Origin of the sequence: Microbispora cellulosiformans (genome assembly GCF_008728085.1) — a bacterium.
In the GTDB taxonomy this organism is placed as follows: Bacteria; Actinomycetota; Actinomycetes; order Streptosporangiales; family Streptosporangiaceae; genus Microbispora; species Microbispora amethystogenes.
This window is the reverse complement of sequence record NZ_VYTZ01000004.1, coordinates 188,025-214,653: the sequence shown is the minus strand read 5'-3', so window position 1 is coordinate 214,653 and position 26,629 is coordinate 188,025. Positions and strand designations below refer to the sequence as shown.

The 26,629-nt window shown below is 69.1% G+C and carries 35 protein-coding genes and 1 pseudogene; 25 read left to right on the top strand and 11 right to left on the bottom strand.

What is annotated here, in order from left to right:
• The first annotated feature begins 272 nt into the window (after positions 1–272).
• Entirely contained in the window at positions 273–1,121 is an 849-nt protein-coding gene (locus F5972_RS12135) for an oxidoreductase (RefSeq protein WP_150933574.1), read from the top strand.
• The gene (locus F5972_RS12130; RefSeq protein ID WP_150933573.1) at positions 1,121–1,741 is read left to right on the top strand and encodes a TetR/AcrR family transcriptional regulator; all 621 of its coding nucleotides are present in this window, start codon (positions 1,121–1,123) and stop codon (positions 1,739–1,741) included. Before F5972_RS12135 ends, F5972_RS12130 begins: the two co-directional genes overlap by 1 nt.
• A 137-nt stretch (positions 1,742–1,878) precedes the next feature.
• Here the strand turns inward: F5972_RS12130 and F5972_RS12125 are convergent, their stop codons facing one another.
• Together F5972_RS12125 and F5972_RS12120 are read right to left on the bottom strand one after the other, a co-directional pair.
• Positions 1,879–2,247, bottom strand: a complete 369-nt coding sequence (locus F5972_RS12125; protein ID WP_150933572.1) for a VOC family protein — start codon at positions 2,245–2,247, stop codon at positions 1,879–1,881.
• Between the two features lie 33 nt (positions 2,248–2,280).
• Entirely contained in the window at positions 2,281–3,054 is a 774-nt protein-coding gene (locus F5972_RS12120) for an oxidoreductase (protein WP_150933571.1), read from the bottom strand.
• Between the two features lie 70 nt (positions 3,055–3,124).
• Here F5972_RS12120 and F5972_RS12115 point away from each other — a divergent pair, with 70 nt between their 5' ends.
• Positions 3,125–3,709: a TetR/AcrR family transcriptional regulator gene (locus F5972_RS12115; protein WP_191910073.1), complete on the top strand. Its 585-nt coding sequence runs from the start codon at positions 3,125–3,127 to the stop codon at positions 3,707–3,709.
• Between the two features lie 761 nt (positions 3,710–4,470).
• Here F5972_RS12115 and F5972_RS12110 read toward each other — a convergent pair.
• Positions 4,471–5,289 (bottom strand): sensor histidine kinase, encoded by an 819-nt coding sequence (locus tag F5972_RS12110; RefSeq protein WP_191910072.1) that lies wholly within the window; start codon positions 5,287–5,289, stop codon positions 4,471–4,473.
• A 560-nt stretch (positions 5,290–5,849) separates the two neighbouring features.
• Here F5972_RS12110 and F5972_RS12105 point away from each other — a divergent pair.
• From F5972_RS12105 to F5972_RS12040, 15 genes are all read left to right on the top strand, one after another.
• A complete protein-coding gene (locus F5972_RS12105) occupies positions 5,850–6,317 on the top strand; it encodes a general stress protein (RefSeq protein ID WP_150933569.1) in 468 nt (155 codons plus the stop codon).
• Positions 6,318–6,339: 22 nt separating this feature from the next.
• On the top strand, positions 6,340–8,232 hold the full coding sequence (gene dnaK, locus F5972_RS12100) for a molecular chaperone DnaK (RefSeq protein ID WP_150933568.1): 1,893 nt from the start codon (positions 6,340–6,342) through the stop codon (positions 8,230–8,232).
• 8 nt (positions 8,233–8,240) lie between these two features.
• Complete coding sequence (locus F5972_RS12095; protein WP_150933567.1) at positions 8,241–8,735, top strand: nucleotide exchange factor GrpE; 495 nt, start codon at positions 8,241–8,243, stop codon at positions 8,733–8,735.
• On the top strand, positions 8,735–9,718 hold the full coding sequence (locus F5972_RS12090) for a DnaJ C-terminal domain-containing protein (RefSeq protein ID WP_150933566.1): 984 nt from the start codon (positions 8,735–8,737) through the stop codon (positions 9,716–9,718). Before F5972_RS12095 ends, F5972_RS12090 begins: the two co-directional genes overlap by 1 nt.
• Positions 9,715–10,041 (top strand): chaperone modulator CbpM, encoded by a 327-nt coding sequence (locus F5972_RS12085; RefSeq protein ID WP_150933565.1) that lies wholly within the window; start codon positions 9,715–9,717, stop codon positions 10,039–10,041. The genes F5972_RS12090 and F5972_RS12085 overlap by 4 nt, the downstream gene beginning before the upstream one ends.
• Positions 10,032–12,650, top strand: coding sequence for an ATP-dependent chaperone ClpB (gene clpB, locus F5972_RS12080; protein ID WP_150933564.1), 2,619 nt, complete (start codon positions 10,032–10,034; stop codon positions 12,648–12,650). The genes F5972_RS12085 and clpB overlap by 10 nt, the downstream gene beginning before the upstream one ends.
• A gap of 3 nt (positions 12,651–12,653) precedes the next feature.
• On the top strand, positions 12,654–13,094 hold the full coding sequence (gene trxA / locus F5972_RS12075; protein ID WP_150933563.1) for a thioredoxin: 441 nt from the start codon (positions 12,654–12,656) through the stop codon (positions 13,092–13,094).
• 401 nt (positions 13,095–13,495) lie between these two features.
• Entirely contained in the window at positions 13,496–13,873 is a 378-nt protein-coding gene (locus tag F5972_RS12070) for a hypothetical protein (protein WP_150933562.1), read from the top strand.
• 31 nt (positions 13,874–13,904) lie between these two features.
• The gene (locus tag F5972_RS12065) at positions 13,905–14,357 is read left to right on the top strand and encodes a DUF1931 family protein (protein ID WP_150933561.1); all 453 of its coding nucleotides are present in this window, start codon (positions 13,905–13,907) and stop codon (positions 14,355–14,357) included.
• Between the two features lie 14 nt (positions 14,358–14,371).
• A complete protein-coding gene (locus F5972_RS12060; protein ID WP_150933560.1) occupies positions 14,372–15,523 on the top strand; it encodes a glutathione-independent formaldehyde dehydrogenase in 1,152 nt (383 codons plus the stop codon).
• A 50-nt stretch (positions 15,524–15,573) separates the two neighbouring features.
• Positions 15,574–16,146: an ester cyclase gene (locus F5972_RS12055; RefSeq protein WP_404803051.1), complete on the top strand. Its 573-nt coding sequence runs from the start codon at positions 15,574–15,576 to the stop codon at positions 16,144–16,146.
• Positions 16,032–16,283: an ATP-binding protein gene (locus tag F5972_RS38045; RefSeq protein WP_404803050.1), complete on the top strand. Its 252-nt coding sequence runs from the start codon at positions 16,032–16,034 to the stop codon at positions 16,281–16,283. Before F5972_RS12055 ends, F5972_RS38045 begins: the two co-directional genes overlap by 115 nt.
• 38 nt (positions 16,284–16,321) lie before the next feature.
• The gene (locus F5972_RS12050) at positions 16,322–16,798 is read left to right on the top strand and encodes a hypothetical protein (protein WP_150933559.1); all 477 of its coding nucleotides are present in this window, start codon (positions 16,322–16,324) and stop codon (positions 16,796–16,798) included.
• A complete protein-coding gene (locus F5972_RS12045; RefSeq protein ID WP_150933558.1) occupies positions 16,799–17,485 on the top strand; it encodes an SAF domain-containing protein in 687 nt (228 codons plus the stop codon).
• Entirely contained in the window at positions 17,486–17,857 is a 372-nt protein-coding gene (locus tag F5972_RS12040) for a hypothetical protein (protein WP_150933557.1), read from the top strand.
• Here F5972_RS12040 and F5972_RS12035 read toward each other — a convergent pair.
• Positions 17,826–18,692, bottom strand: a complete 867-nt coding sequence (locus tag F5972_RS12035; RefSeq protein ID WP_150933556.1) for a hypothetical protein — start codon at positions 18,690–18,692, stop codon at positions 17,826–17,828. The two genes, F5972_RS12040 and F5972_RS12035, sit on opposite strands and share 32 nt — an antisense overlap.
• Positions 18,693–18,786: 94 nt before the next feature.
• Between F5972_RS12035 and F5972_RS38040 the strand changes: the two genes are divergently transcribed.
• Genes F5972_RS38040 through F5972_RS12025 form a run of 3 tightly spaced genes read left to right on the top strand, consistent with a single transcriptional unit; the run spans position 18,787 to position 19,674 of the window.
• Entirely contained in the window at positions 18,787–19,158 is a 372-nt protein-coding gene (locus F5972_RS38040; protein ID WP_225311387.1) for a DNA methyltransferase, read from the top strand.
• Positions 19,109–19,441 carry a DNA-methyltransferase gene (locus F5972_RS38035; RefSeq protein WP_225311386.1) on the top strand — a complete coding sequence of 111 codons (333 nt, stop codon included), beginning with the start codon at positions 19,109–19,111 and terminating at the stop codon, positions 19,439–19,441. The genes F5972_RS38040 and F5972_RS38035 overlap by 50 nt, the downstream gene beginning before the upstream one ends.
• Positions 19,438–19,674, top strand: coding sequence for a helix-turn-helix domain-containing protein (locus F5972_RS12025; protein WP_150933555.1), 237 nt, complete (start codon positions 19,438–19,440; stop codon positions 19,672–19,674). Before F5972_RS38035 ends, F5972_RS12025 begins: the two co-directional genes overlap by 4 nt.
• A 318-nt stretch (positions 19,675–19,992) precedes the next feature.
• Here F5972_RS12025 and rpmF read toward each other — a convergent pair whose 3' ends face one another.
• From rpmF to rpmG, 5 genes are read right to left on the bottom strand one after another with little or no spacing between them, the layout of a single operon-like run.
• Complete coding sequence (gene rpmF, locus F5972_RS12020; protein ID WP_150933554.1) at positions 19,993–20,163, bottom strand: 50S ribosomal protein L32; 171 nt, start codon at positions 20,161–20,163, stop codon at positions 19,993–19,995.
• 2 nt (positions 20,164–20,165) lie between these two features.
• Positions 20,166–20,465 (bottom strand): 30S ribosomal protein S14, encoded by a 300-nt coding sequence (gene rpsN / locus F5972_RS12015; RefSeq protein ID WP_150933553.1) that lies wholly within the window; start codon positions 20,463–20,465, stop codon positions 20,166–20,168.
• Positions 20,465–20,701 carry a 50S ribosomal protein L28 gene (rpmB, locus tag F5972_RS12010; RefSeq protein WP_150933552.1) on the bottom strand — a complete coding sequence of 79 codons (237 nt, stop codon included), beginning with the start codon at positions 20,699–20,701 and terminating at the stop codon, positions 20,465–20,467. Before rpmB ends, rpsN begins: the two co-directional genes overlap by 1 nt.
• On the bottom strand, positions 20,701–20,946 hold the full coding sequence (locus F5972_RS12005) for a type B 50S ribosomal protein L31 (protein WP_150933551.1): 246 nt from the start codon (positions 20,944–20,946) through the stop codon (positions 20,701–20,703). Before F5972_RS12005 ends, rpmB begins: the two co-directional genes overlap by 1 nt.
• Complete coding sequence (gene rpmG, locus F5972_RS12000; protein WP_079314766.1) at positions 20,943–21,107, bottom strand: 50S ribosomal protein L33; 165 nt, start codon at positions 21,105–21,107, stop codon at positions 20,943–20,945. Before rpmG ends, F5972_RS12005 begins: the two co-directional genes overlap by 4 nt.
• Before the next feature lie 76 nt (positions 21,108–21,183).
• Between rpmG and F5972_RS11995 the strand changes: the two genes are divergently transcribed.
• The 4 genes and pseudogenes from F5972_RS11995 (at position 21,184) to F5972_RS38805 (ending at position 24,278) form a co-directional block, all read left to right on the top strand.
• A complete protein-coding gene (locus F5972_RS11995) occupies positions 21,184–22,323 on the top strand; it encodes a CobW family GTP-binding protein (RefSeq protein ID WP_150933550.1) in 1,140 nt (379 codons plus the stop codon).
• Positions 22,320–22,544: a 30S ribosomal protein S18 gene (gene rpsR / locus F5972_RS11990; protein ID WP_150933549.1), complete on the top strand. Its 225-nt coding sequence runs from the start codon at positions 22,320–22,322 to the stop codon at positions 22,542–22,544. Before F5972_RS11995 ends, rpsR begins: the two co-directional genes overlap by 4 nt.
• A 5-nt stretch (positions 22,545–22,549) precedes the next feature.
• Positions 22,550–22,702 carry a hypothetical protein gene (locus F5972_RS37150; protein WP_191910071.1) on the top strand — a complete coding sequence of 51 codons (153 nt, stop codon included), beginning with the start codon at positions 22,550–22,552 and terminating at the stop codon, positions 22,700–22,702.
• Between the two features lie 113 nt (positions 22,703–22,815).
• Positions 22,816–24,278 (top strand): annotated as a pseudogene (locus tag F5972_RS38805) (salicylate synthase).
• A gap of 547 nt (positions 24,279–24,825) precedes the next feature.
• Here the strand turns inward: F5972_RS38805 and F5972_RS11975 are convergent.
• Complete coding sequence (locus F5972_RS11975) at positions 24,826–25,575, bottom strand: TIGR03943 family putative permease subunit (protein ID WP_150933547.1); 750 nt, start codon at positions 25,573–25,575, stop codon at positions 24,826–24,828.
• Complete coding sequence (locus F5972_RS11970; RefSeq protein WP_150933546.1) at positions 25,572–26,594, bottom strand: permease; 1,023 nt, start codon at positions 26,592–26,594, stop codon at positions 25,572–25,574. The genes F5972_RS11975 and F5972_RS11970 overlap by 4 nt, the downstream gene beginning before the upstream one ends.
• Positions 26,595–26,629: the final 35 nt, after the last annotated feature.

Here is a 26,629-nt window from a genome sequence, read left to right as displayed (position 1 = left end):
TCGGGGCACGCCGCGACGATCGCGATCGTCGGCCGGGTTCCGCTGGACCGGCTGTGGCACGCGGTTCCGTCGTTCCCCACCATCAGCGAGGTGTGGCTGCGACTGCTGGAGGCCTACGGCCGCTGACCGCCGGGCCGCGCGCTGCTCCTCTGGCGTGGCGGAGCCCTCCCTGAGGCGTCACGGAAATCTACACGATGATGATAAAAATCGACACTGTGTAGAATTTGAGTCGAGAGCAGTCCAGCTCCTCGCGAGTCTTCTCTGGAGAAGCAATGCAGAAGCAGAAGTGGCTCATCACCGGCGTCAGCGCGGGCCTCGGACGCGCCTTCGCCCAAGCCGCCCTGGCCGCCGGACACACCGTCGCCGGCACGGTCCGCTCCGAGGAGGACCTGCGGGCCTTCGAAGGACTCCAACCCGGGCGGGCTCACGGCCGCATCCTGGACGTGACGGACGACGACGCCGTCTCGCGCGTGGTCGCAGAGGTGGAACAGAGCGTCGGCCCTCTGGACGTCGTCGTCGCCAACGCCGGCTACGGCCTGGAGGGCACCTTCGAGGAAACCCCGCTCGCCGAGGTGCGGCGGCAGTTCGAGGTCAACGTATTCGGGGCAGTGGCCACCCTGCAGGCAGCACTGCCCCACATGCGCCGGCGCCGTCGCGGACACCTGATGGCCGTCACTTCCATGGGCGGGCTCATGGCCGTGCCCGGCATGTCCGCCTACTGCGGCAGCAAGTTCGCCCTGGAAGGGATCCTCGAGGCACTGGGCAAGGAGGTCACGCAGTTCGGGATGCATGTCACGGCGATCGAGCCCGGCTCCTTCCGCACCGACTGGGCCGGGCGGTCCATGACGCGCGCCGCGCGGAGCATCGACGACTACGACGAGCTGTTCAATCCCATCCGGGAGACGCGGCAGAAGGCGCGCGGGAACCAGCTGGGCAATCCGGCCAAGGCCGGGGAGGCCGTCGTGCACATCGCGTCGGTCGACCGGCCGCCGGCCCACCTCGTCCTGGGTTCGGACGCGCTGCGACTGGTCACCGCCGCGCGCGCGGCTGTGGACGAGGACATCCGCGCGTGGGAGGCGCTTTCCCGTTCGACCGACTTCGCCGAGGGTGCGCAGCTCTGATGCCTGCCCACGACCGCGCGCGGAGCCGGCGCACCACCGAACGCAAGGGCGATATCCGGGAGCGGGCCATTCTGGACGCCTGCGAAGCCCTGCTGGCGCAAAAGGGCTACGACGCCATGACTGTCGGCGACGTCGCCCAGGGCGCCGGCATCACACGCGGCGCCCTGTACTTCTACTTCGGCTCCAAGCAGGAAGTGGTCACGGCACTCATGGCCCGGACCGTCGAGCACCTGTGGGAGCGGTCCCGGGTCACCGCGCAGACCGAGGAGCCGCGCCAGGCCATCGCAGCGGCCATGCGGCGCACGGTCGAGCTGTGGAACGAGCACGGCCTGGTCTTCCGCACGGCGATCGACCTGTCGTTGACCGTGCCGGAGATCGGCGAGCTGTGGAGCCACACAGCTGACCTGTTCATCACGGCCATCACCGCCGTCCTGGAGCGAGCCGGCGTTCAGGCCGGCACCGCACCAGACCATGCGCCAGCGATGGCACGAGCCCTGTGCTGGATGATCGAGCGGACCTTCTACCACGCCTCACAAGAGTCCCACGAGGAATTGCAGAGGGCATCGGCAACCTGCGAACACATCTGGCTGATCAGCGCCGGCATGGAAAGTGAAGCTTAAGAACCGAACCTCGCGATTCTGGCCGAAGCTTCATGCATGGGCCTCCACATCAGGTTCCAGAGTCCGGTCCGGGTAGGCATGCCGAGGGGCAGGTGGCGCTGGTCAACCACGCGGTGACTTCGTGCTCGCTTTCGGGGTCAGGCCGAGCGAACGCAGAAGGGGTGTCCGGCCGGGCTGGCGTAGACCCGGAAGCCCGGCTGGGTGGAGGCGACGACATCGTCAGCCGGTCGCAGCCGTCGACCGCCGGCATCGAGCACCCGCTTGTCCGCGGTCGCCACGTCGTCCGTGGCGAGGTCGAAGTGCATCTGCTGGGAGGCGCCGTCGGGCCATTGCGGCGGCACATGTTCCGGAGCGCGCTGAATCACGATCACGGGAAAGCCGTCGATCTGCAGAAAGTGGTGCGTCGCCGTCCTCGTGATCGAGCCGCCGAGTAGCCGGTGCCAGAACGAGCTTTCGCTGTCCAGGTCCGCCGCATCCACGATCAGTGACGTCAAGCTGAAGGTCATGGTGTCTCTCCTCGAATCGCCTGCGGGGGCGGCTCAGACCACGGGGATGATGCCGCCGTCGACCCGGAACTGAGCGCCGGTGAGCCATCTGGCGCGGCCGGAGGCGAGGAACGCGATCATCTCGGCGACGTCCTCGGGTTCGCCGGGGCGCCCCATCGGCACCTTCAGGTGGTCCACGATCTGCTGCTTGACCTCGTCGATGCCCACGCCCTGGCTGTCGGCCATCTGCTGAAGATGGTCGACCGCTCCCTCGGTGACGACGAAGCCCGGCAGAACGCACACCACACGTACGCCGTGCTCGCCCACCGCCGTCGCCAACTCGCGGCTATAGGCGTTGAGCGCCGCCTTCGATGCCGCGTACGACGCCTCGGCAGGCTGGGGAAGGTGGCTGGCGATGGAGGAGACGTGCACCACGACACCGAAGCCACGCTCGACCATCCCGGGAACCAGGGCCCGGTCAAGCCGGACCGCGCTGAGCAGGTTCATCTCCAGGTCGGCGAGCCACGACGCGTCCGACCGCTCCAAGGTCGGCATCGGTCCGGTTGCGGCTCCGGCGTTGTTGACCAGGACGTCGATGCCTCCGACGCTGTCCACTACGCGTCGGCCGAGTTCCGTCGCCCCCTCCTCCGATCGCAGGTCGGCGGGAATGAAGATGGCGGGCAGGTCTTGCGGGGGTGCGGTTCGCGAGGCCGTCAGCACGACGGCGCCGGCTGCGGCGAAGCGACGAGCCGTCGCCTCCCCTAGCCCTCGGCTACCGCCGGTCACCAGCACTCGCAGGCTGGCGAGCTGTTCGTGCTCGATCGTCATGGGCGTACTCCTTCAATAATGTGAACCAGACTCCGAAAACTGTACACTTAAACGGAGTCCGATTCACCTTATGGAGGGACCGTTGCCGTCATCACGTCCACTGCGCGCCGATGCCCGCCGCAACCGCGAAGCGCTCCTAGCCGCGGCGCGTGAGGCGTTCCTCGCCGACGACGCCGCTCATGTGGAGGAGATCGCCCGCCGAGCCGATGTGGCCGTCGGCACGCTGTACCGCCACTTCGCAACGCGCGAGGCGCTCGTCGCGGAGGTGTACCGCCAGGAGGTCGCCGAGCTCTGCGCAAGCCCCGCCCGGCTGCTCGCGCAATACGCCCCGGACGAAGCACTGCGCACCTTCCTGCTGCTGCTAGTGGAACACGCGGCAGTAGGCAGAGGGATGGGTGAGGCGCTGGACAGCATCATGGCAACCGATTCGCCGGTCTTCGACGACGCGCGCGACGAGATGGCCCGCGCCCTCGACGAACTTCTCGCCGCAGGTGTCGCAGCAGGCCTCGTCCGCAGTGGCATCAGTGGGCGCGTCGTGCTGCGCGCCCTCGGCGGCATCTGCGGGATGCGCGCCAAAGGCTGGAAGGACGATGCGCTACGCATCGCCATGATTCTGTATGACGGGTTGCGCTACGGCGCAGGGAACCACGGCTAGCGCGAGGTTGCCAGGCGCTTCCCTCTTCGAGAGGCAGCTCAGCCGCGCCATGGCAGCTTCCTCGGGCCGAAGCTCTGCTCGCCTGGCTTGTCGCCGCACACGCACGGGGCGACGTGAGGGTTGCCCTTGTCCTCTGCGCTTACGACGGAGTTCTCGTCTGATCAAGATGCCGACAGAAACTCACTTGAACGCGTCGGTGCCCGTTAGTGACGGACAGCGCGACGGTCAGATGACGGTCAAACGATCAAAAGGCCAGGTCCCTGATCACGGGAACTGGCCTTGCCCTGCTTCCACCTGCGGTGACTATCCAGTGCCGTCCACCTGTGTGCAGGGCTGTCCGTCTGGGTTGTCACGCAGTTCGTCACGCAGGGAGCCCAGCTTCCACTCGACTGATCCGAACATGCGGCGGGCGCGCACGACCGGGTGAACGAGCCGTACCGGAACTCGGTGCGCTGTCCCTCCCGCCGTGAGCGGGCGACGGGTGGGCTCGCCGCTCCACGTGCTCCATGAACCCCGAGTCCGGCCGGGGTGAGAAGGCGCGGGGACGGCATGCTGGCACAGCCGCCTCCGGCACCGCTCGGGCCGCAGGCCGCCGCCCATGCCGAGGCGTTGAAGCCAATGAGATCGCCAAATGTTCAAGTCGGCCGGCCGCGACCGCGCGACGCTCGCCGGGCAGTTGGAGGGGGGACGAGGGTCGTATGCCGCGCCGTCCTCCAGGGGTGCCGGAAAGGTCGAGCCGGGTGCGGGGCGGGCCGGGTGGGTCAGGGCGTCGACACAGGGGAGGCGAGGGGAAGCTGAACGACGAAGCGGGCCCCGCCACTGGGAGAAGGTTCGACCCACACGGATCCGTTGTAGGTCTTGACGATCTCCCGGACGATGCTCAGCCCGAGGCCCGTGCCGGCGTCGCCACGCAGAGGCTCGCTCGTGAGCTGGTACAACCGATCGAAGATGTGCTCCCGCTCGTGCAGGGGAATGCCGGGGCCGTCATCGGACACCGCCAGCCGTGCGAAGCGGTCGCCGCATCCGACGTCGACCCGCACGCTGTGCCGGGCGTGGCGCTGGGCGTTGTCCAGCAAGTTGGTCAGAATCTCGCGCATCTGCGTATGCATGGCTTCGACCTGACCACTGGAAGTGGAACTCACCTCGACGGGTATCGGGTCGGTTCGGACAGCGACTTCCTGCCTGACCAGCTCGCACAGATCGATCATCTCCATTCTCTGGGCGACACGACCCCGGGCGATCAGCAGGAGGTCGGTCGCGAGCGCCTCCAGTCGATCGACCTCCCGCAGCACCTCCCTGAACGCGCCTGGGTGGTCGGCGTGATCAGGGTCGGCGATCGCCTCTTCCACACTGACGCGTATGCCGGCCAGCGGGGAGCGGATCTCGTGGGCGACAGTGGAGGCGAACTGCCGCTCGCGGTCCAGCATGTCCAAGCTCACGTTGATGTTGCCGACCAGCTGGCTCATCTGCGTCGGATCCCGATGGTGGGTGATCTGGTCGTACTCGTCTTTGATGTTGATCCGGGCGAGGTTGTCTGAGATCCCGCCGACCCGACGCAGCAGCCGGTAGACGACGATCACGCCGGCGAGCATGACAGCCGGCACCCCCAGTGCCTTCCGCAGCCGACTCCATGAAACAGTGCCGCTGCCCCGCACCGCCCGGTGCCGCCGTCCACCCAAACTCAGCATGTGTCTACATTGTCCCTCGCACTGCCCTTCGCACAACCAGATGGCCTTCTGACCAGCAAAAACAGTACGCTCATCGGGTTCGAGAACATGTAGCGGTCGCCGCGGCCACAACTCGGTCGGTTCCCCTGCGACTGTGGTCGCCGGACACGGAGTTGCTTCGCACCTGGCGCTCCCGCTGGGGAACTTGCCACTGCTCATGCGAGGCATTTGAGGGGCAGGAAGGGTGGTGCGAGGGAACGCCAGGCGGGATCCTGGCATGGGAGACGAAAATACCGTCGGGCTGTTCCACAAGCCGACGAGGGACTCGCGTCACAGGGCTTGTTCTCGCTGGTAGAACCCGACACCGCCAACGTCGAAGGTGGCGTGGATTCCGGTTTTCCCGCTCGGGCCGATGCGCATCGGCGGTGGAGCGAGTCGTCTTCACGAGCTGGAATAGCCGAGGGGTTGGTCCCGTGAGCGTCCCGAGAACAGCAGGGCCCCACAAGGTGGTGCTGGCCACCTACAACAGCTACGACGCGGCCCAGCATGCGGTGGACGTCCTTGCCCGCCACGACTTCCCGATCGCACACATCACCATCGTGGGCTGCGATCTGCGGTGGGAGGAGAAGGTGCTCGGGCGATGGGGCCTCGGCAGGGCGCTCGTCACCGGCGCGGGTACCGGCGGCTGGATCGGTCTTCTCATCGGCTTGATATTCGTGATCTTCAGCCCGTGGGCCGGATGGGCCATCGGCTCCTCGATCGCGCTCGGGCTGATCTTCGGCCTCGTCTGGGGTGCGATCAGTCACCTGGTGCAGCACCGGGCGTTCGCCTCGATGCCTGCGGTCGTCGCCGACCACTACGACATCCTCGTGGACCCCGGATTCGCCGACGAGGCCCGGCGAGTGCTCACCGACGCTCGTGAGGCCGCTGCGCTCAGGTGAGCGCCAGGAGGGGGATGAGGACATGGCCAAGGCGGTGGGCATCGACCTCGGCACGACGAACTCGGTCATCGCGACCACCGAGGACGCGCATCCGACGGTAGTCCCGAACGCCGAGGGGTCGCGCACGACTCCCTCGGTGGTGGCCTTCACGGACCAGGGCGAGGTGCTGGTGGGCCAGATGGCCAGACGCCAGGCGATCCTCAACCCGAAGGGCACGATCTATTCGGCCAAGCGCTTCATCGGACGCAAGTTCGACGAGGTGCAGAGCGAGATCAAGGCGGTCTCGTTCGACGTCGTGCCGGGCCCGGACGGCGCCGTGCGGTTCAAGGTGCGCGACAAGCTGTACGCGCCGGAGGAGATCTCCGCCTTCGTGCTGCGCAAACTGGCCTCGGACGCCGGGAAGTTCCTGGGAGAGAAGGTCAACGAGGCCGTCGTCACGGTCCCCGCGTACTTCAACGACGCGCAGCGGCAGGCCACCAAGGACGCCGGCAAGATCGCCGGCCTGGAGGTCCTGCGGATCATCAACGAGCCGACCGCGGCGGCCCTGGCGTACGGCCTGGACAAGAAGGGCAACGAGACCGTTCTCGTGTTCGACCTGGGCGGGGGCACGTTCGATGTCAGCGTCCTCGACATCGGTGAGGGCGTCATCGAGGTCCGCGCCACCTCTGGTGACACCCACCTGGGCGGCGACGACTTCGACCGGCGCGTCGTCGACCACCTGGCCGACGAGTTCCACCAGCAGCAGGGCATCGACCTGCGGCGCGATCCGCAGGCTCTCCAGCGGCTGTTCGAGGCCGCGGAGAAGGCCAAGGTGGAGCTGTCGGCGGTCACCCAGACGCAGGTCAGCCTGCCGTTCGTCACGGCCGACGCGACCGGCCCCAAACACCTGAACACGACACTCATGCGCTCGACCTTCGAGCAGATCACCCACGACCTGCTCGAACGCTGCCGGGGCCCGGTGGAGCAGGCCATGGCCGACGCGAAGCTGACGACGAACGACCTCGACGAGGTGATCCTCGTCGGCGGCTCCACCCGCACGCCGGCCGTGCAGCAACTCGTGCGGCGGCTGACGGGCAAGGAACCGAACATGACGGTCAACCCGGACGAGGTCGTGTCCGTCGGCGCGGCCGTCCAGGCCGCCATCATCAAGGGCGAGCTGAAGGACGTCGTGCTGCTCGACGTCACTCCTCTGTCGCTCGGCGTCGAGACGCTCGGCGGCGTGATGACGAAGGTCATTGACAGGAACACCACGATCCCGGCCCGCCGCACGGAGACGTTCAGCACGGCGGACGACAACCAGTCGGCCGTGGACGTGGTCATCCTGCAGGGCGAGCGCGAGCGGGCCGCCGACAACCGGGTGCTCGGCCGGTTCCGGCTGGAGAACATCCGGCCCGCGCCGCGCGGGGTGCCGCAGATCGAGGTCACCACCGACATCGACGCCAACGGCATCCTGAACGTCTCCGCCAAGGACAAGGACACCGGCGCCGAGCAGCGCATCACGATCAGCGAGAGCTCCAACCTGGACAGGAGCGAGATCGACCGGATGATCGCCGACGCGGAGCGGCACCGCGCCGAGGACGCGCAGCTTCGCGCCGCGATCGACGCGCGCAACGAGCTGGACTCGGTCGCCCACCAGGTGGAACGCCGGCTGTCGGAGCTGGGCGAGGCCGTCCCGGTGCACGAGAAGGCACGGGCCGAGCAGCTGATCATGGAAGCACGTCAGGCGATCAAGGAGGAGGTTCCCGTCGACCGGCTGCGCGGCCTGACCGCGGAGCTGCAGCAGGTCTACCACGGCCTCGGCGTGGCGGCGTCCACCGCCCAGACCCAGGGCCCGGCTCGGACCGGGCCCGGCCAGGCCGCCGCAGGCCCCTCGGACGAGGACGTCATCGACGCCGAGTTCACCAGCTCCGAATAGCCCGTGCCATGACCGAGCGGAATGAGACACCGCCTCCGGAGCCCCGGCAGGCCGTCGAGGAACCCCTTGCGGAGAAGCTCGCCGAGCTGGAGGACCGGTGGCTGCGGGCCGTCGCCGAGCTCGACAACCTCCGTAAGCGCGCCGCGCGCGACTTGGACCGGCAGCGGATCGACGAGCGCACGCGGGTCGCGGCGGAGTGGCTGCCGGTGATCGACAACCTCGAACTCGCGCTCAAACACGCGGGCGCCGACGCCGACGCGGTGATCGAGGGGGTCCGGGCCGTCCGCGACCAGGCGGTCGGCGTGCTCGCGCGCCTCGGCTTCCCGCGCAGGGACGATGTCGGTACGCCGTTCGACCCCGCCAGGCACGAGGCGGTCAGCACGGTCGCCGTCCCGGACGCCGACCCCGGCACCGTCGTCGAGGTCGTACGGCCCGGCTACGGCGACGGCGCGCTGCAACTGCGCCCGGCCTCCGTCGTCGTCTCCACGAAAGCCGGCGCGTGATGGCGGATCGCGACTTCTACGAGATCCTGGGCGTGCCGAGAACGGCGGACCAGGACGAGATCCAGCGGGCCTACCGGAAGCTGGCCCGCACCTACCATCCCGACGTCAACAAGTCCCCCGACGCCGAGGACCGCTTCAAAGAGGTCTCGGAGGCGTACGAGGTGCTGTCGGATCCCGGGACGCGGCGGCGGTACGACGCGTTCGGGCCGGACTTCCGCCGCGTACCCGAAGGCGTCGACCCGGCGACATACGCCCGCGCCGGAGCGGGAGCCGGCGCGGGACCAGGCTGGGCGGGGCAGGGGCCCGGCTGGGCGCGCGGACCGGGTGGGGAGGAGATCCACTTCACCACCGGCGAGGGCTTCGAGGGCATCGACCTCGAAGACCTGCTCGGCGGCGTCTTCGGCAGGCGCAGACGCGGGGCGACCGGCCGCGGCTGGGGCCCGGTGCCCGGCGCCGACCAGGAGGCCGAGCTGCCGCTCACGGTCGAGGAGGCCTACCGCGGCGGCCGGCGGACCATCACGATTCCCGGCCCCGGAGGCGGGCGGACCCTCCAGGTGAACATTCCCCCAGGGGCCACCGACGGCCGGCGGATCCGGCTCGCGGGCCAGGGCGGAGCGGGCGGCGACGGCGCCAGGACGGGCGACCTCTACCTGATCGCGCGGATCGCCGACCACCCCCGATACCACCTGGAGGGGCGAGACATCCATGTCCGCCTCCCACTGACGCCGTCGGAGGCCGCGCTGGGGGCGACCGTCGCGGTCGACACGCCCGGCGGGGAGGCGAAGGTCAAGGTGCCACCGGGCACCTCGTCCGGGCGCCGCCTGCGCCTGCGCGGACAGGGCATGCCGAACCCGCGCGGCCGGCCCGGAGACCTGCTGGCCGAGGCCCGGATCATGGTGCCGCCCAGGCTCGGCGACGAGGAGCGCCGCCTGTACGAGCAGCTGGCCAGGATCTCGGCGTTCAACCCGAGGAGCCCGTCATGACGTATCCGCTCGTCCGGCTCGCCCGCCTGGACATCGCGCACCTGGACCTGGAGTCCTTCTCCCGGGCCACGGGACTGCACCCCGAGCTGGTGCGCCGCCTGGTGGCGCTGGGGCTGATCGACGCCTGGAGGGACTCCTCGGGCGGTCTGCGCTTCCCGCCCGCCCAGGTCGCCGCCGCGGGGCGCCTTCAGCGCCTGCACGCGGGACTCGCCGTCAACTACGCCTCCCTCGGCCTCGTGACGGACCTCCTGGACCGCATCGCGGAGCTGGAGGCTGCTCTGCGCACCCATACGAGATGGACCGGAGACAGATCGTGGACCTGAACCGCCTGACGCAGAAGTCGCAGGAGGCCCTGCACGACGCCCAGACCGCGGCGATCCGCTTCGGACACACCGAGGTCGACGGGGAGCACCTGCTGTTGGCGCTGGTCCGGCAGCCCGACGGGCTCGTCCCGCGCCTGCTGTCCGCCGCCGGCGCCGACCCGGACAAGCTCCGGCTCGAACTGGAGCACGAGCTGGAGCGGCGGCCCCGCGTCACCGGTCCCGGCGCCGCTCCCGGCCAGGTCTACGTCACCCAACGGCTGTCGCGGCTGCTCGACGCCGCCGAGCGGGAAGCCGGCCGGCTGAAGGACGAGTACGTGTCGGTCGAACACCTGCTGATGGCGCTGCTGGACGAGGGCGTCGACAGCGCGGCGGGCCGACTGCTCAAGGGACACGGGCTGACCCGTGAGCGCTTCCTGCAGGTCCTGACGCAGGCACGCGGGAATCAGCGGGTGACCTCCGCCAATCCGGAGGTCGCGTACGAGGCGCTGGAGAAGTACGGGCGCGACCTCGTCGCCGCGGCGCGGGCGGACAAGCTCGACCCGGTCATCGGGCGGGACGGCGAGATTCGCCGGGTCGTCCAGATCCTGTCCCGCAAGAGCAAGAACAACCCGGTCCTGATCGGCGACCCGGGCGTGGGCAAGACGGCGATCGTGGAGGGCCTCGCGCAGCGCATCGCGCGCGGCGACGTGCCGGAGGGCCTGAAGGACAAGACGATTTTCAGCCTGGATATGGGCGCGCTGGTCGCCGGGGCGAAGTACCGCGGCGAGTTCGAGGAGCGCCTGAAGGCCGTGCTCACGGAGGTGACGGCGTCCGAGGGGCGCATCCTGCTGTTCGTTGACGAGGTGCACACGGTGGTCGGCGCGGGCGCCGCCGAGGGGGCGATGGACGCCGGCAACATGCTCAAGCCGATGCTTGCCCGCGGCGAGCTGCACATGATCGGCGCGACGACCGTGGCGGAGTATCGCAAGCACATCGAGAAGGACGCTGCGCTGGAGCGCCGCTTCCAGCCCGTCTTCGTCGACGAGCCGTCGGTCGAGGACTCCATCTCCATCCTGCGCGGGTTGCGCGAGCGGCTCGAGGTCTTCCATGGCGTGAAGATCCAGGACGGCGCGATCGTCGCCGCGGTCGTGCTGAGCCACCGCTACATCTCCGACCGTTTCCTCCCCGACAAGGCGATCGACCTGGTCGACGAGGCGTGCGCCATGCTCCGTACGGAGATCGACTCGATGCCCGCCGAGCTGGACGAGCTGACCCGCCGGGTGACGAGGCTGGAGATCGAGGAGGCGGCGCTGGCCAAGGAGGACGACCCGGCGAGCCGGGAGCGCCTGGAGACGCTACGCAAGGAGCTGGCCGACCTGCGGGCCGAGGCCGACGCCATGCGGGCCCAGTGGGAGGCCGAGCGGCACGCCCTGCGCAAGGTGCAGCAGCTGCGCGAGGAGATCGAGAGCGTACGCCGGGAGGCCGAGCAGGCCGAGCGCATGTACGACCTGAACCGCGCGGCCGAGCTGCGACACGGCAGGCTTCCCGAACTGGAGCGCAGGCTGCGTGCCGCGGAGGAGCAACTGGAGAGCAAGCAGGGCGGGCACCGGCTGCTGCGCGAGGTGGTGACCGAGGAGGAGATCGCCGGCATCGTGTCGCGGTGGACCGGCATCCCGATCAGCCGCCTGCGGGAGGGCGAGCGGGAGAAGCTGCTACGGCTCGACGAGATTCTGCACCAGCGGGTGATCGGCCAGGACGAGGCCGTGCGGGCGGTCGCCGACGCCATCATCCGGGCGCGTTCGGGGATCAAGGACCCCCGCCGCCCGATCGGGTCGTTCATCTTCCTCGGACCGACCGGAGTCGGCAAGACCGAGCTGGCCAAGACGCTGGCCGAGGCGTTGTTCGACACCGAGGAGAACATCGTCCGCGTCGACATGAGCGAATACCAGGAGCGCCACACCGTCAGCCGCCTCGTCGGCGCCCCGCCCGGGTACGTCGGCTACGAGGAGGGCGGCCAGCTCACCGAGGCCGTGCGGCGCAAGCCCTACTCCGTGGTGCTCTTCGACGAGATCGAGAAGGCGCACACGGACGTGTTCAACACCCTGCTGCAGGTGCTGGACGACGGGCGGCTCACCGACGCCCAGGGGCGTACGGTCGACTTCCGCAACACCGTGATCATCATGACGTCCAACATCGGCTCGCACTACCTCAGTGAGAAGGCGGCGCCGTCTGGCGAGATCGACCCGGAGGTGCGCGAGATGGTCATGGCGGAGCTGCGGGCCCGCTTCCGCCCCGAGTTCCTCAACCGCATCGACGACATCGTGCTGTTCAAGCCGCTCACCGAGACCGAGATCGAGCAGATCGTCAAGCTGATGTTCAACGACATCAGAGCGCGGCTCGCCGAGCGCAGGATGACGCTCGAGATCAGCCCGGAGGCGGTCCGGTGCATCGCCGAGCGCGGGTTCGACCCGATCTACGGAGCCCGCCCGCTGCGGCGTTACATCGCCCGCGAGGTGGAGACCCGGGTCGCGCGGGCGCTGATCGCCGGCGACGTCCGCGACGGCGCGACCATCCGGGTGGAACTGTCCGGCGGCGAGATCGTGGTCACGTACGAGAACCCGGAGGGCTGACCGATGCCGCCGAAGGTCGTGGAGTCGAGCGTCGTCCGGTGCCCGCACTGCGGGCGCAACAACCGCGTGTCCCGGGCAGGTGCCGGGGTTCCGCGGTGCGGCGAGTGCCGTGAGTCGCTGCCCTGGGTGGACGCGGGGGACGAGGACTTCACCGCGGTCGCCGAGGCGGCGCGGATTCCGGTCGTCGTCGACTTCTGGGCGTCCTGGTGTGGGCCCTGCCGCATGGTGAGCCCTGCGCTCCAGCAGGTCGCGACCGAGCTGGCCGGGCGGATCAAGCTGGTGAAGGTGAACATCGACGAGGCGCCAGAGACGTCGCGGCGCTTCGGCGTGCAGGCGGTCCCGACGCTCGTCGTCCTGCGGCTGGGGCGGGTCGTGGCCCAGCGGGCCGGTGCGGCGCCGGCGCCCGTGTTGCGGAAGTGGGCCGGCGATGCGCCGGCCGGATGAGCTCACCGAGTCGCCCGATCTGCAGGGCGCCTACCCCCGGCTGAGCGATGTGCAGATGCGGACGCCGGCCGCCCACGGCAAGTGTCGCCCGGCTCACCGGGACGACCTCCCGGCGCCGAGCACGCGGGAGGTGGTGTGCGACCTGCTCATCGTCGGAGCCGGGCCGGCTGGCCTGGCCGCCGCGGTCTACGGCGCCTCCGAGGGGCTCGTCGTGCCCGACCTGGAGAGGTTCGAGGCGACCAGCGTCTGCTACGCGGCCACCGCGTTCGAGGCACAGATGCGCAGCCGGAACCCGGTCGTCGTGGGAGGCGGTAACCTCGGCCGGCCAGGCCGCGCTGTTCCTCGCCCACCACGTCGCCTCTGTCCGCCTGCTCGTACGCGACGGCGAGCTGACCAGGAACATGTCCCACTACCTGGCGGTAGAGGTCAAACAACACCCCGGCGTTCAGGTGATGCTGAACACCCAGGTCCGGCGGTTCACCGCCGGGGCCCGCGCGATGTTCGTCTTCGTCGGTGCGGAGCCGTACACCGGGTGGCTGGCCAACGAGGTCGCGCTCGACTCCCGGGGCTACATCCTGACCGGGCTGGACGCCGCTCGTTCCGGCAGGAAGGGCGTGCCGGACTCCACGGGTCGGCCGTTCCCGCTAGAGATCGGCAGAGCGGGTGTGATCGCGGCCGGTGACGTGCGGAACGGATCGATCAAACGGGTTGCGTCGGCCGTCAGCGAGGGCGCGATGGCCGTGCGCCTCGTGCACGAACCCCTTCAGCTAAGGGGCTGAGCCGCCGACGCGGGGAGGAAGGGGACCGGCGATGGCAGAAGTGATGGCGGTGCCAAGGTTCGAGCGGTTCTTCAGGACGGCGGCGGGCCTCGACGTCGACAAGGAGGATCTCCGGCGCTACAGCGACTTCGTGAACCAGAAGCTGTACGACCTGCTGGTGATCGGCCAGGCCCACGCGAAGGCAAACGTCCGGGACATCGTCGAGACCTGGGACCTGCCCATAACCAAGGGCCTCCAGGAGAGCATCCACCGGTTCCGCGACCTCGACGAGGACATCGAGCTGAAGCCCATCCTGGAGCAGCTCCCGGCGTTGCCTCCGCTCGACCTGTCCATAGGCGAGGAGGTGAGGGAACAGCTGCCCGAGATCGTCGGCGGGCTGTCGCTGGCGCTGGCGCGCACGTTCACCATCCTCGATCCCGGCCTGAAGAATCCGAGCACCGAGCAGTGGGAACGCGTGATCCGCGTTTTCGAGCTGCTGCTCTAGAAAGTGAGGACACCATGAAGGCAGTCGTATACGAAGGACCCCGGCAGGTCGGCGTCAAGAACGTGCCGGACGCGCGGATAGAGATGCCCACCGACGTCCTGGTCCGTGTCACCACGACCAACATCTGCGGGTCGGACCTGCACATGTACGAAGGCCGGACCGACCTGGAGCCGGGCCGTGTCCTCGGCCACGAGAACCTCGGCGAGGTGGTCGAGGTGGGGCCGGGAGTGGTACGCGTCCGCGTCGGCGACATGGTCTGCGTGCCGTTCAACGTCGCGTGCGGCTTCTGCGCCAACTGCGAGAGAGGCCTGACTGCCTTCTGCCTCACCACCAACCCGGAGCCGGGGGTGGACGGGGCCGCTTACGGCTTCGCGGACCTGGGCCCGTACAACGGCGGCCAGGCCGAGCTGCTGCGCGTGCCGTTCGGCGACTTCAACTGCCTGGTCCTGCCGGACGACGCGCGGGAGAGGCAGAGCGACTACGTCATGCTGGCCGACATCTGGCCCACCGGCTGGCACGCGACCCAGCTCGCCTGCGTGCAGGCCGGCGACTCGGTCGTGATCTACGGGGCGGGGCCGGTCGGCCTGATGGCCGCCTACTCCGCGACGTTCAAGAGCGCGGGCATGGTGATGGTCGTGGACCGCCACCCGGACAGGCTGGCCAAGGCCGAGGAGATCGGGGCGATCCCGATCGACGACTCCACGACGTCGCCGGTCGACCAGGTCATGGAGCTCACGCACGGCAGGGGCGCCGACCGGGGCTGCGAGTGCGTGGGCTACCAGGCGCACGACCCCCAGGGCCACGAGCATCCCAACATGACGCTGAACAACCTCGTCAAGTCGGTGAGGTTCGCCGGGACGATCGGGGTCGTGGGCGTGTTCATCCCCACGGATCCCGGCAGCCCCGACGACTTCTACAAGCAGGGCGAGATCGCCTTCGACTACGGGAAGTTCTGGTTCAAGGGCCAGACCATGGGCAACGGCCAGTGCAACGTCAAGAAGTACAACCGGCAGCTCTGCACCCTCATCCACGAAGGGAAGGCCCGGCCGTCGTGGGTCGTCTCCCACGAGCTGGATCTGGACGACGCGCCCGGCGGCTACGAGCACTTCGACCGGAGGGATCCCGGCTGGACCAAGGTCGTCCTGCATCCCGTCAGCACCGGCTGACCCTCCCGTGGCCGGCCGCGGGCCTCACCTGGCAGTAAGGGGGACGCGCCATGCGCATGCCAGACGCCCGCTGGCTCAAGCAAAGGCTGCACGACGCCTTCAACAGGCACGATCTGGACGAGGTGATCCAGTGTCACAGTAAGGACGCGGTCCTGGTGACCCCGGCGGGCGTCGCGGAGGGGCACGAGCAGATCGCCTCCTACTACGAAGACCTGTTCAGGGGCTTCCCCGACATGCGCATGACGGTCTGGCACACCGTCCTGTGCACGGATCCGGCGGTGACCGAATGGCTGCTCACCGGCACCCACGACGGTCCCTTCCTGCTGCCCGGGGGCCAGGTGCTGGAACGAACCGGCCGCCATGCCGCCGTCCGGGGCACCGGTACCTGTTCGGTGAGCAACGAAAAGATCATCAGTCACCGGATGTACTTCGACCAGTTGGAGCTCTACACCCAGCTCGGCGGGAGGTCCGGGATGACGGCCCCGGTATCCCGCCGGACAAGCGCGAGGTGGTCTTCCAGCGGTTCGCCCGGCTTGACACCGCGCGCAGCCGCGCCACGGGCGGCACCGGCCTCGGCCTGTCGATCGCCCGGCAGACCGCGGGAAGCCACGACGGAACGCTGACCGTCGAGGACAGCGCCCACGGAGCGCGCCTTGTCCTTCGCCTACCCCAATGCTCCAACGGGCCACTGCCGATATGCCGATCAAGAAGCGGTCGTCGGAATGAGAATCCCACGCCCGGCGCAACCGTCGTTCAGTGACGCCTGAAGATCCGACGGCACCTGCCGTGACACCCGAGATGCTTCTGCAACAGGCGCTCGGCCAAGTCAAGCCGCCTGCCCCGCGGATCGCGACGGCACCACCGCGCGGCAAGGACGGGCTGGTCGGCCTGCCGCACTTCTTCTGGGCACAGCGAGGCCAATGGCGCACGATCAACAAGCGGGCGACGTCCGGCCCGGTGTGGGCCGAGGTCACAGCGACACCGACGACCATGGTCATCCGCCCGGGTGCGGGACAGGCCACGCTGACATGCAAGGGGCCCGGCACCCCGTATGACCCGTCCGTGGCCGACCAGAGAGACACCTGCACGTACCTCTTCACCCGCTCCAGCGCCGGTCTCCCAGGCGCGCACTACAAGGTGACCGTCTCCGTCGTCTGGACGGCCGCGTGGACCGGCTCCGACGGTGCCGGCGGACCTTTGGCGCCGATGACGACGTCCACGACCTTCCCGTTGCGGATCGCCGAAGGCCAGGCACTCATCCAGAGGAGCTCCTGAATGGTCCGCAACCACATGTCCTCGCCACCTCAGCACGCAGGGAACGGCGTCGCCCCTCCAGCGCAGGTGCCGAAGCTCACGCCGCAACCACGCCAACGCCGCCGAGGACTACTGCTCCTCGGCGTGCTCGTGGTGGCCGGCGGCGGAGTGATCAGCTATCAGACGATCACGGGTTTGAGCGCCCGGGTGCCGGTGCTCGTGATGACACATGATGTGGCCCCCGGCCGGCAGCTGACGGCGGACAACGTCACGACGACCACAGTGGGCGTGGACAACCTCGTACCGACGATTCCTGCCCGCGATCTCCCCAGTGTGATCGGGAAACGAGCCGCGACGGATCTGGTTGCGGGCATGCTCGTGCAGCCCAGGCTGCTCACCGATCAGGTCGTCCCCGTCGTGGGCCAGCAGCTCGTGCCCGTCGCGGTGAAGCCGAGCCGACTGCCGGCCCGCGGGCTACGGCCCGGAGACGCGATCCTCGTCCTCGCCACCCCGGAGAACCAGGCCGTACCTGCTTCCAGAGCAAACGCGAGACCCGTCATCGACGCGGTGGTCGACCAGGTGAAGGGGCCGGACACGGACGGTCTCATGGTCGTCGACCTCATCGTGAGCAACTCGCGAGGCGCCGAGCTCGCCAGTCTGGCGGCCAGTGGCCAGGTCGCCCTGGTCCTCAATCCTCGGAGCAGGTGAATGGCGACCTATGCCTTGATGAGCCCGGGCGGGTCCCCTGGCGTGACCACGACCGCTCTTGCCGTCACCTACGCCTGGGGAGGCCGCGCCCTGCTCGCCGAGTGCGATCCCGAGGGCGGCAGCGTCCTCCAGGGTTTTCTCGGCGGCCGGATGGAAGGGTTGCCCGGCGGCCTGTTGGAGTTCGCCCTCGCCATCGCCCACCAGCCTCATCCAGCGGTTCTGTGGAAATACATCGTCTCTCTCGACCAGGACACCCGCGAGTGGCTCCTGCTCCCCGGAACGAGAGACCCACGCCACGTGGCGCAGCTCGAAACAGCGTGGGACGCCATCGCGACGGCGATTACGTCAGCCGGCGCGGGAGCCGCAGCGTGAATCGTGACAGTCGCGTTGCTGCCATCGGCCACAGCCGCGGCACGAGGACGGCGACGAGCAGGACGCGGGCGATGTGCCGCCGCGGTTTCCGCGACGCCGGCAGGTGAGGGATCCGCGCGGAGCCGGTGAGGCTGCCCCGGCCTCCTTTCCTCGTGGTGGTCTCGGGTTGCGTATCCGAGCTCCGGCTCCGCGCGGAAATCATGGGGACGTCCTTCTCCACCCCTCTAGAAGGGGCAGGGGAGATCGTCAGGGACGTGGCGGCCTCGACTTCGCCGCTCAGGACGGCGTCGACGAGGATCGGCTCGCAGCGCTGGCGGCGCTTCTTGGCGGCCTCGGTGGTCAGGCCGAGCTGCCGGGCGGCGTCGGCGATGGTGCGCTTCTCCAGGCGGGTCATGCCGATCAGTTCGGCGTCGACCTCGCTGATGACGCCCTTGGCGACGGCGTCCAGGAGGACGAGGTCCGGATGCCCCCAGGGGACGGCAGGGGGTGCGGATTCCTGGAGCGGAAAGCGCCGGGCGGCTCCGGCCTCCGCGTTCTCCCGGGCGCGCTCGCCGGCGCGCTTGGCCACCGCGCGCATGCGGGGGAAGACGTTCGGGGTGTCGAGGTTCACCGTACGGATCGCCTCGATGAACGCGGTCAGGACCTCGGTGTCGATGTCTTCGGGGTCTGCGGCGACGTAGCCGCGGCAGATCCTGCCGCTGATGCCGCGCAGTGCCGGTACGGCAACGCCGACGGCACTCACCATCCACTGCGGCCCGTTCTGCCGGGCCCGCGTCACCAGCAACCGCCAGACCGCGTCGCGGGCGGCGTTCGAGCAGGAGGGGTGGATCAGCACATCCCGCAGCTCGATCAGCAGCGTTCGCCGGCGGGGGAGGCCGTGCCCGACCTGTCTGCCGTCGATGGCGAGGCTGCTGGGCGCGCATTCTGAGATGCCCGACCGCTCCGTGGACTGCCTGGTGACCAGCCCGCCCTACTACGGGCTTCGGGACGACGGCCCCGGCCAGTACAGCCAGGAGCCCACACCGGACGACTACGTGGAAAACCTCCGCGCCACCTTCGCGGAGGCCCGGCGGGTGCTCGCCAACGACGGCACCTGCTGGCTCAACCTCAGCGACGTCTACGCCGCCAACTCCGACGGCTACGCCCGCGGCGACAGCTACAACCAGCGGCAGCCGGTCGTACGGCCTCGCTCCCGCCGCGTCGTGTCGCCCAAGAACCTGCTCGGCATGCCCTGGCGGATCGCCCGGCCCTTTGCACGGCACCGCCAGCCGCCCGGACGGCCGTGCCACCGATGCGGCTAACCCGAGCGGCCGCAACCCCGGCGACGTCTGGACCATCTCGACCAGGCCCTACCGTGGCGCCCACTTCGCCCCGTTCCCGATCGACATCCCGCTCCGCGCCATTGCCGCAGGCTGCCGCCCCGGCGGCACCGTCCTGGACCCGTTTTCCGGAGCGGCAACAACTGCTCTTGCCGCCCGGCAACTCGGCCGGCAGTTCATCGGAATCGAACTCAACGCGGACTACTGCAAGCTCGCAGTAGCGCGGATCCGTGAGGCATCGGCAAAGGCTGGGGGCATCGAATGAAGGACATCACCCTCCGGGACCTCCAGGCTCTGCCGCCGACGCTCGACCTGATGACCGCGGCAAGGATCCTGGGCATCGGCCGCACCAAGGCCTATGAGCTGGCCAAGAAGGATCAATTCCCGGTGCGGACCATCCGCATCAGTGACCTCTACCGGGTCTCTACGCCAGACTTGCTGAGACTTCTTGACGGCGACGCCCATACAGCCACCCCTCGTCCGTGGGGATGTAGGTAGTGTCGCCACACCAGCAGGTGCCGAGTGCGGCTGGATCTGGTTGGGCGTACCCGGCCTTGGTCAGCATCAGGAGCCCGCGGGACTCCTCCATCGGCCGCAATCACCGTCTCTCGTAACTATGAGCGGGGACCTGCGTTCCCGCACCGGGCGAAGCCCCGGAGCTGTCAGCAGAGTGACATGGACGACGGTCGTGTTGCTCGCTTCGAGGGCAGATGACCAGCCCTCCTGGGTCCGGGCGTGACAGCGCGGTGTCAGGCCCGCGGGGTGCCGCCACCGCTGCCTGCTACGGCGATCGAACGCCGGCGGTGGCGGCGGATGTCACGCTGGCGGGTCGATCAGACCGCGTTGGTAGGCGCGGACGAGGCGGCGGGGCACCAGCAGTTCCCGCCCGTTCAGTGTGATCGGGACGAGGTTGGGGCGCTGCGCCTTCCACTGGGCGCGGCGGTGCCGGGTGTTGCTGCGGGAGCTCCTGCGCTTGGGTACGGCCACGGCTACCAGCTCGCCTTCCTGACGCCGGGCAGCTCGCCCCGGTGCGCCATCTCCCGGAATCGGATGCGGGACAGGCCGAACGTGCGCAGGTGGCCGCGGGGACGGCCGTCGACCGAGTCGCGGTTGCGCACCCTGGTCGCGCTGGCGTCGCGCGGCTGGCGGCTCAGCAGCCGTACGGCCTCGGCCCGTTGCTCCGGGGTGCCGGTGCGGATGATCTCCTTCAGTTCCGCACGGCGCTCGGCGTGGCGGGCGACGGTCGCCTTCCTGCGCTTGTTGGCCGCGATCTTGCTCCTCTTGGCCATCACACCTTCTCTCCCCTGGCCCGAATCCGCGCGACGGCGTTCTCGATGCCGATCTTGTCGATGGTCCTGATCGCGCGAGCGCTGAGTGTGAGCCGTACGAAACGGTTCTCGCTCGGCAGCCAGTAACGGCGGTGCTGGATGTTGGGGTTCCACCGCCGCCGGGTGCGGCGGTGGGAGTGGGAGACGTTGTTGCCGAAGACCGGCTTGACGCCGGTGAGCTGGCAGTGCGCGGACATCAGCTTCTCCCGTAGCGCTGGTTGAACCGCTCGACCCGGCCGGCGGTGTCCAGGACCCGGTTGCGGCCGGTGTAGAAGGGGTGGCTGGCCGAGGAGACGTCGACGTTCACCACGGGGTAGGTGTTGCCGTCCTCCCACACGATGGTCTTGTCGCTGGTGATCGTGGATCGGGTGAGGAAGGCGAAGTCCGCGCCGGGGTCGCGGAAGACGATCGGCCGGTAGTCGGGGTGGATGCCCTTCTTCATCGTTCCTCCCGGAACTCGACGTGGCGGCGGATGGTCGGGTCGTATTTGCGCAGCTTCAGGCGGTCGGGGTCGTTGCGCCTGTTCTTGGTGGTCACGTAGGTGTAGCCGGTGCCTGCGCTCGAGCGCAGCTTGATCACCGGTCGTAGCTCGTTTCTGGCCATCCCTCTCGTCCTTCTCCGTTGGCGGCTGTGCCATGATAACGATAATGGTTTTCATTTTCATCCCTCGGGAGGTCATATGCCCACGCCCGTCGTCCTCGTGGCAGGCCTGTACGGCGACGCCCGGGCGGCCGTGGTCGACCGGTTACTTCGCGCCCATCCAGGGGCCGTCGCGATTCACCATGATCTGACCGCCGTCGTCGCCGACCGGGTCGAGCGCGTCATCCGCGACGGCTCGGGCATCCTCGATCGGACCGAGGTGCGCCTGGCCCACGGCTGCGTCACCTGCACCGTCCGCGAGGACCTGCTCCCACAGCTCGTTCGGCACGCGAGGACGGCGTCCCTGCTGATCGTCGACCTGTGGGATTCCGTGGAGCCCCGTCCCGTGGCGGAGGCGCTGGGCCATGAGGACGCGGCCGACCTGCTGGCCCTCACCGGCGTGCTGACCGCGCTGGACGCCGAGCTGATGCCGGTGGACATCTGCCGAGGCGAGCGCCTGGCCGAAACCGGGCAGTGTGCCGCCGCGGGGGACCGGCGCTATCTCGCCGAGGTGCTGGCCCGCCAGATGGAGTACGCCACGGGACTCTTCCTTCTCGGCGACGACGAGGAGGACATGGAGCTGGCCGCCGCGGTGCTCGGCCACCTGGCTCCGCACACCCCGGTCTTCTCCACGTCGCTGCCCGAGGTGACCGGCCCCGCTCTGCGCGTTCACGAGCTGGGCGAACGAGTGGACCCGGCCACCGCGCAGTTGCCCGGCGAAGCGCAGACCGGCGAGATCACCACCGTGGTCTGGCGCCGGCTGCGCCCGCTGCATCCGGGACGCCTGTTCGAGGCGGTCGACGAGCTGGTGACCGGCTCCGTCCGCTCTCGTGGCCGGTTCTGGCTGGCCAACCGGCACGAGCGGATGCTGGCCTGGGACGCCGTGGCCGGCGTCGTCTCGGTCGAGGATGTCGGACCCTGGCTGGCCGCGCTGCCCGAGGCCGCCTGGGACCTGGTCTCTCCGGCACGCCGCGCCGCCGCCGCGCTGGACTGGAACCGCGTCACCGGCGATCGGATCCAGCACCTGGTCTTCACCGGGCCCGACCTCGACCGCGAGCACATCTGCGCTCTGCTCGACTCCTGCCTGCTCACCGAACGGGACGCTCTTCCCGGTTCCGCCGAGTGGGCCGCCTACTCCGACCCGTTCGCCGACTTCATCGACATGAAGGAGATCGCATGAAGCCCCGCCGTATCCCCCGGAAGAAGTCCAACCCGCTGCTCGGGGTCACCTACATCGACTACAAGGACACCGACCTGCTGCGCCGGTTCATCTCCGACCGGGGCAAGATCCGCAGCCGCCGCGTGACCGGCGTGACCGTGCAACAGCAGCGGCAGCTCGCCCGGGCCATCAAGAACGCCCGGGAGATGGCCCTGCTCCCGTACGCATCTCGTCCCCGGTGATTCCGATGACCGATCAATACGAGCGATCCGCGGAATTCGTCGACATCATGCTCGCGGCTCACTGGTCGGCTCTCGGACCCGCGCTGGTGGAGGCACTTCACGGCAGCGTCGGCCCGATCAACGCATCGGAGCAGGAGGCGGGCACGGCACCAGGGTGATCGCACAGGCGGGGCCCGATGCGGAGGTCGTCGCCGTCGAGCCGTCACCCGCTCTACGTTCGGTCCTCCTGGCGAGGGTGAACGAAAGCCCGGAGCTGCGTGACCGGGTGACCATGCTCCCCGACGGCCTTCTCCACGCCGAGCTGCCGCCTCAGCTGGGTGCCGTGGTCGCGATGAACGTCATCGGACATTTCACCCCTGCCGAACGGCACGTGGTCTGTGACCTGCTCGCCCGGCGGCTCCTGCTCGCCGGACGCGCGGTGGTGAACCTCCAACCACCGGCCGAGCCGGTGCAAGTGCCGCAGGCTCGATTCTCCGATCTCCGTATCGGACGACGCCGTTACGAGGGGAGGGGCCGTGCCGGGCCGCGGCCCTGGTGGGCGCTTCGGACGAGCGGTGAGGTGAGCGGTCCGTGGCGTTCCTGGTATGCGCGGCGGATCTTTCCGGCCCGCGTGAGCTCGAGGTCGCGGCGCTGGGGCAGTCCGGGCGCGGCAGACCTGTACGGGTGGGCCGCCTTCGAACTCGCCCACATGCTCCATGGCGACCCCGCCGAGGCGGGGACCGAGCCGCTCCTGCACCTCATCGTGCCCAGCGTCGAGGTCGCGCTGCACCCCGGTAAGGCCGAGGTGCGCTCGATCGGCGACACCTGGACCAGGAAGGTCTGCGCCCTCCTCGCGGACGCGGCCACGCCCGATGCCGAGGCGGCGATGGCCCTTCCGGCGTTGCCCGACGCCGAGAAGCTCATCGCCGTGGGCGGGCCCGCCCAGCGGCAGGCGGTCGCCCGCGACGTCGCCGACATTCACGCGGGCCTCGTCGGCAAGGCCGTCCTCTCGCGGGTTGTGCCTCTGCCTCCTGGCGGCGTGCCGGACTTCACCGCCTCCTACCTCACGGGCCGCCGGGCGAACACCCCCGCACGATCCTTCTTGCTGAAACTCGGCGGCTGGCAGGCGGCCGGCTTCAGTCCGGAGACCGTGGTCGAGGTCGACCCGAGCGGGCGCGTCTCCACCCAGCCACTCGCGGGGACCCGCGCGCTGGGCCGGATCCGGAGGAGGACGAGCGTCTGCGCCGTGAGCTCCTCACGGATGCGAAGGAGGTGCACGAGCACGCGATTTCCGTACGGCTCGCCTGCGAGCAGATGGAGTCGATCTGCAGGCCAGGATCGGTGATCGTCGAGGAGTTCATGACGGTCAAGGAGCGTGGTTCTGTACAGCACCTCGCCTCCCGGGTCGCCGGGAGCCTGGAGGAGGCCGTCGGAACTTGGCAGGCGTTCGCGGCTCTCTTCCCGGCCATCACGGCCACCGGTGTGCCGAGAGCCGCCGCCCTCACCGCCCTGGCCCGGCATGAGGTGGAGCCCAGGGGGCTTTACGGCGGAGCGGTGTTCCGGGCAGGGACGGACGGCTCACTCGATGCCGCGCTAGTCCTGCGGACGCTGCTCGGCCGGGGAGCGCACCTGGCTCCGTGCCGGAGCCGAAGTGATGGGGGCAGTCCGCCACTGAGCGTGGATACGAAGAGACGTGCGAGAAGTTGCGGAGCGTTGTCCCGTATCTGCGCTTCCATAGCTTTTGGACAATTCTGAAAATTTTTCCGGCCAGTTTTAAGCGCAGTACGCAATCATTTTGGCGATTGGAGTGGATCCTCCACGTATCGTTCCGTGGAATGCGGCGTCAATGAGCGTCACTTCGCCACGAGGCATACCAGGGGGAAACATGACAGCTTCTACTGAGCATCGCCCTCATATGGACCACAGCCACCAGCACGGACTGGGCTGCGGGCACGTGGCGGTGCCACACGGTGATCACGTCGATTACGTTCATGATAGGTGTCTTCACAAACTGCATGAAGACCACGTCGATGAATGCGAGCCGGCGACGCATAGCGTCCACTCAAATCACGATCATGAGCATGGCCCGGCATGTGGTCATGTGTCCGTACCCCACGAGGACCACGTGGATTACATTCACGATGGCCACCGGCATGTCCTTCATGACGGCCATTGGGACGAGCACTGATCGGGTGAGAATCGTGATGCGGTGGCCCGGGTGACCCGCAGGCGGTCATCCCGGACCAGGGTCTGTCCGAATAACGGCACGTCTGCGCGCCAAGCCACTGGGCGTGGTGTCGGCTTACTCGTACGGCTTGCTCGGTTCCGGGATTTCCGTCACCTGGATGGCGGTCATCTCCGGGGGCACGGTTCCGTTCGGGATCTTGCGGGACCTGGGCGGGACCCAGGTGCCGGTCACCTCGACCCAGGTGTCGTCGGGCGGCGGAGCGGCGCCGAGCACGGCCACCTTGAGGGCGATGGCGTCGGCCGCGCAGCAGCTCATCTGCATGCGGGTGACGTACCAGCGGTCCTTCTTCTTCGACCGTACGACGAAGCCGGTCAGCCGGACCTTCTTGCCGGTGAGCGTGCGCTTGCGGAAATCCCAGGCCCGGCCGATGAACTCGCCCACGGCCATCGGGGTGATTCTCTCGGAGGAGAGCGGGACGTAGGAGCCGGTCGTCGCCGGCGGCCGGATGGGCGCGTCCTCACTACGAGCGGCGAAGGCGCCCAATGCGGGAGGCGCGATCAGGACGATCGCGAAGACGGGCAGGGACAGCAGCCAGCCCACCTTCGGCGCCCGTGAATGGTCGTGACCCTCGACGTGCTTCCCCGGCCCTTCGTGGACGTGTTCATCGTGAGCGTTCGCGTACGGACGCCGCCACTCCTGGACGAGGCCGATGATCCCGAGGGTGAGGACGACCACCCCTGCGGCGAGCAGGAAGGGGCGGAAGCCGGGTTTCACGTAGTTGAGGTATGACGTCGTCAGGGCGGTTATCCAGAGCACGACGCCGCCGAGCAGGGTCAGCACGAGACTCTGGGACAGGCGGTTCACAGGAGGATTCCTCCGATCGCCGAGCTGACCACGACCGCGAGCAGGAACGTCAGCGGAACGAACCGCATCGCGAAGGCCCGGCCGAAGGTCCCCGCCTGCAGGGCGATGAGCTTCAGGTCGACCATCGGCCCGACGACCAGGAACGCCAGCCTCGCCGTAGGGGAGAACGCGGTGAGTGAGGCCGCGACGAACGCGTCGGCCTCCGAGCAGATCGACAGCACGACCGCGAGAAGCGCGAGCACGACCGCCGACAGCACCGGGACGTCCGCCACCGAGATCAGCCACGCGCGGGGCACCACCACGTTCAGCGTGGCCGCCATGATCCCGCCGATCACCAGGAATCCGCCCGCGTGGAGGAGGTCGTGCCGCATGGCGTCGCGGAACTCTGCCCACTTCGAGCCGGCGAGGGCTGTACGGGACGGTACCCGCAGCCACGACGACCGGCCGAAGCGGAGCCACAGCCAGCCGACCGCGACCGCCACCAGGAGCGAGGCCGCGAACCGGGCCACGGCCATCATCGGCTGTCCGGGGAACGCCACGGCCGTGGCGACCACGACCACGGGGTTGATGGCGGGCGATGACAGCAGGAACGCCAGCGCGGCAGCCGGGGTGATCCCGCGCGACATCAGGCCCGAGGCCACCGGGACCGAGGCGCACTCGCAGCCGGGCAGAACCGCTCCGGCCGCCCCCGCCACGGGGACCGCGGCGTAGGGGTTGCGGGGCAGGGCCTTCGTCCAGAACGACGGCGGGACGAAGGCCGCGATGGCCGCGGAAAGCAGCACGCCGAAGACGAGGAAGGGTAACGCCTGGACGCAGATCGCCACGAAAACGGTCGCCCAGGTCTGCAGCGCCGGGGCCGTGAGCAGGGGTGTCAGTGCCAGGCGGCCGATGACGAGAAGCGCGGCGAGGAGCGCGAACAGCCAGGGCGTCGCCGGAGGTGCGGCCGATCTGCGGCCCCATTCTGGGGGCGGTATCTCTGTCGAGGAATCCACCACGACCCGGTCCGACATGCGCCTCATCCTGGCAGAACCTTTCACCGGTGATCCTGGGATCG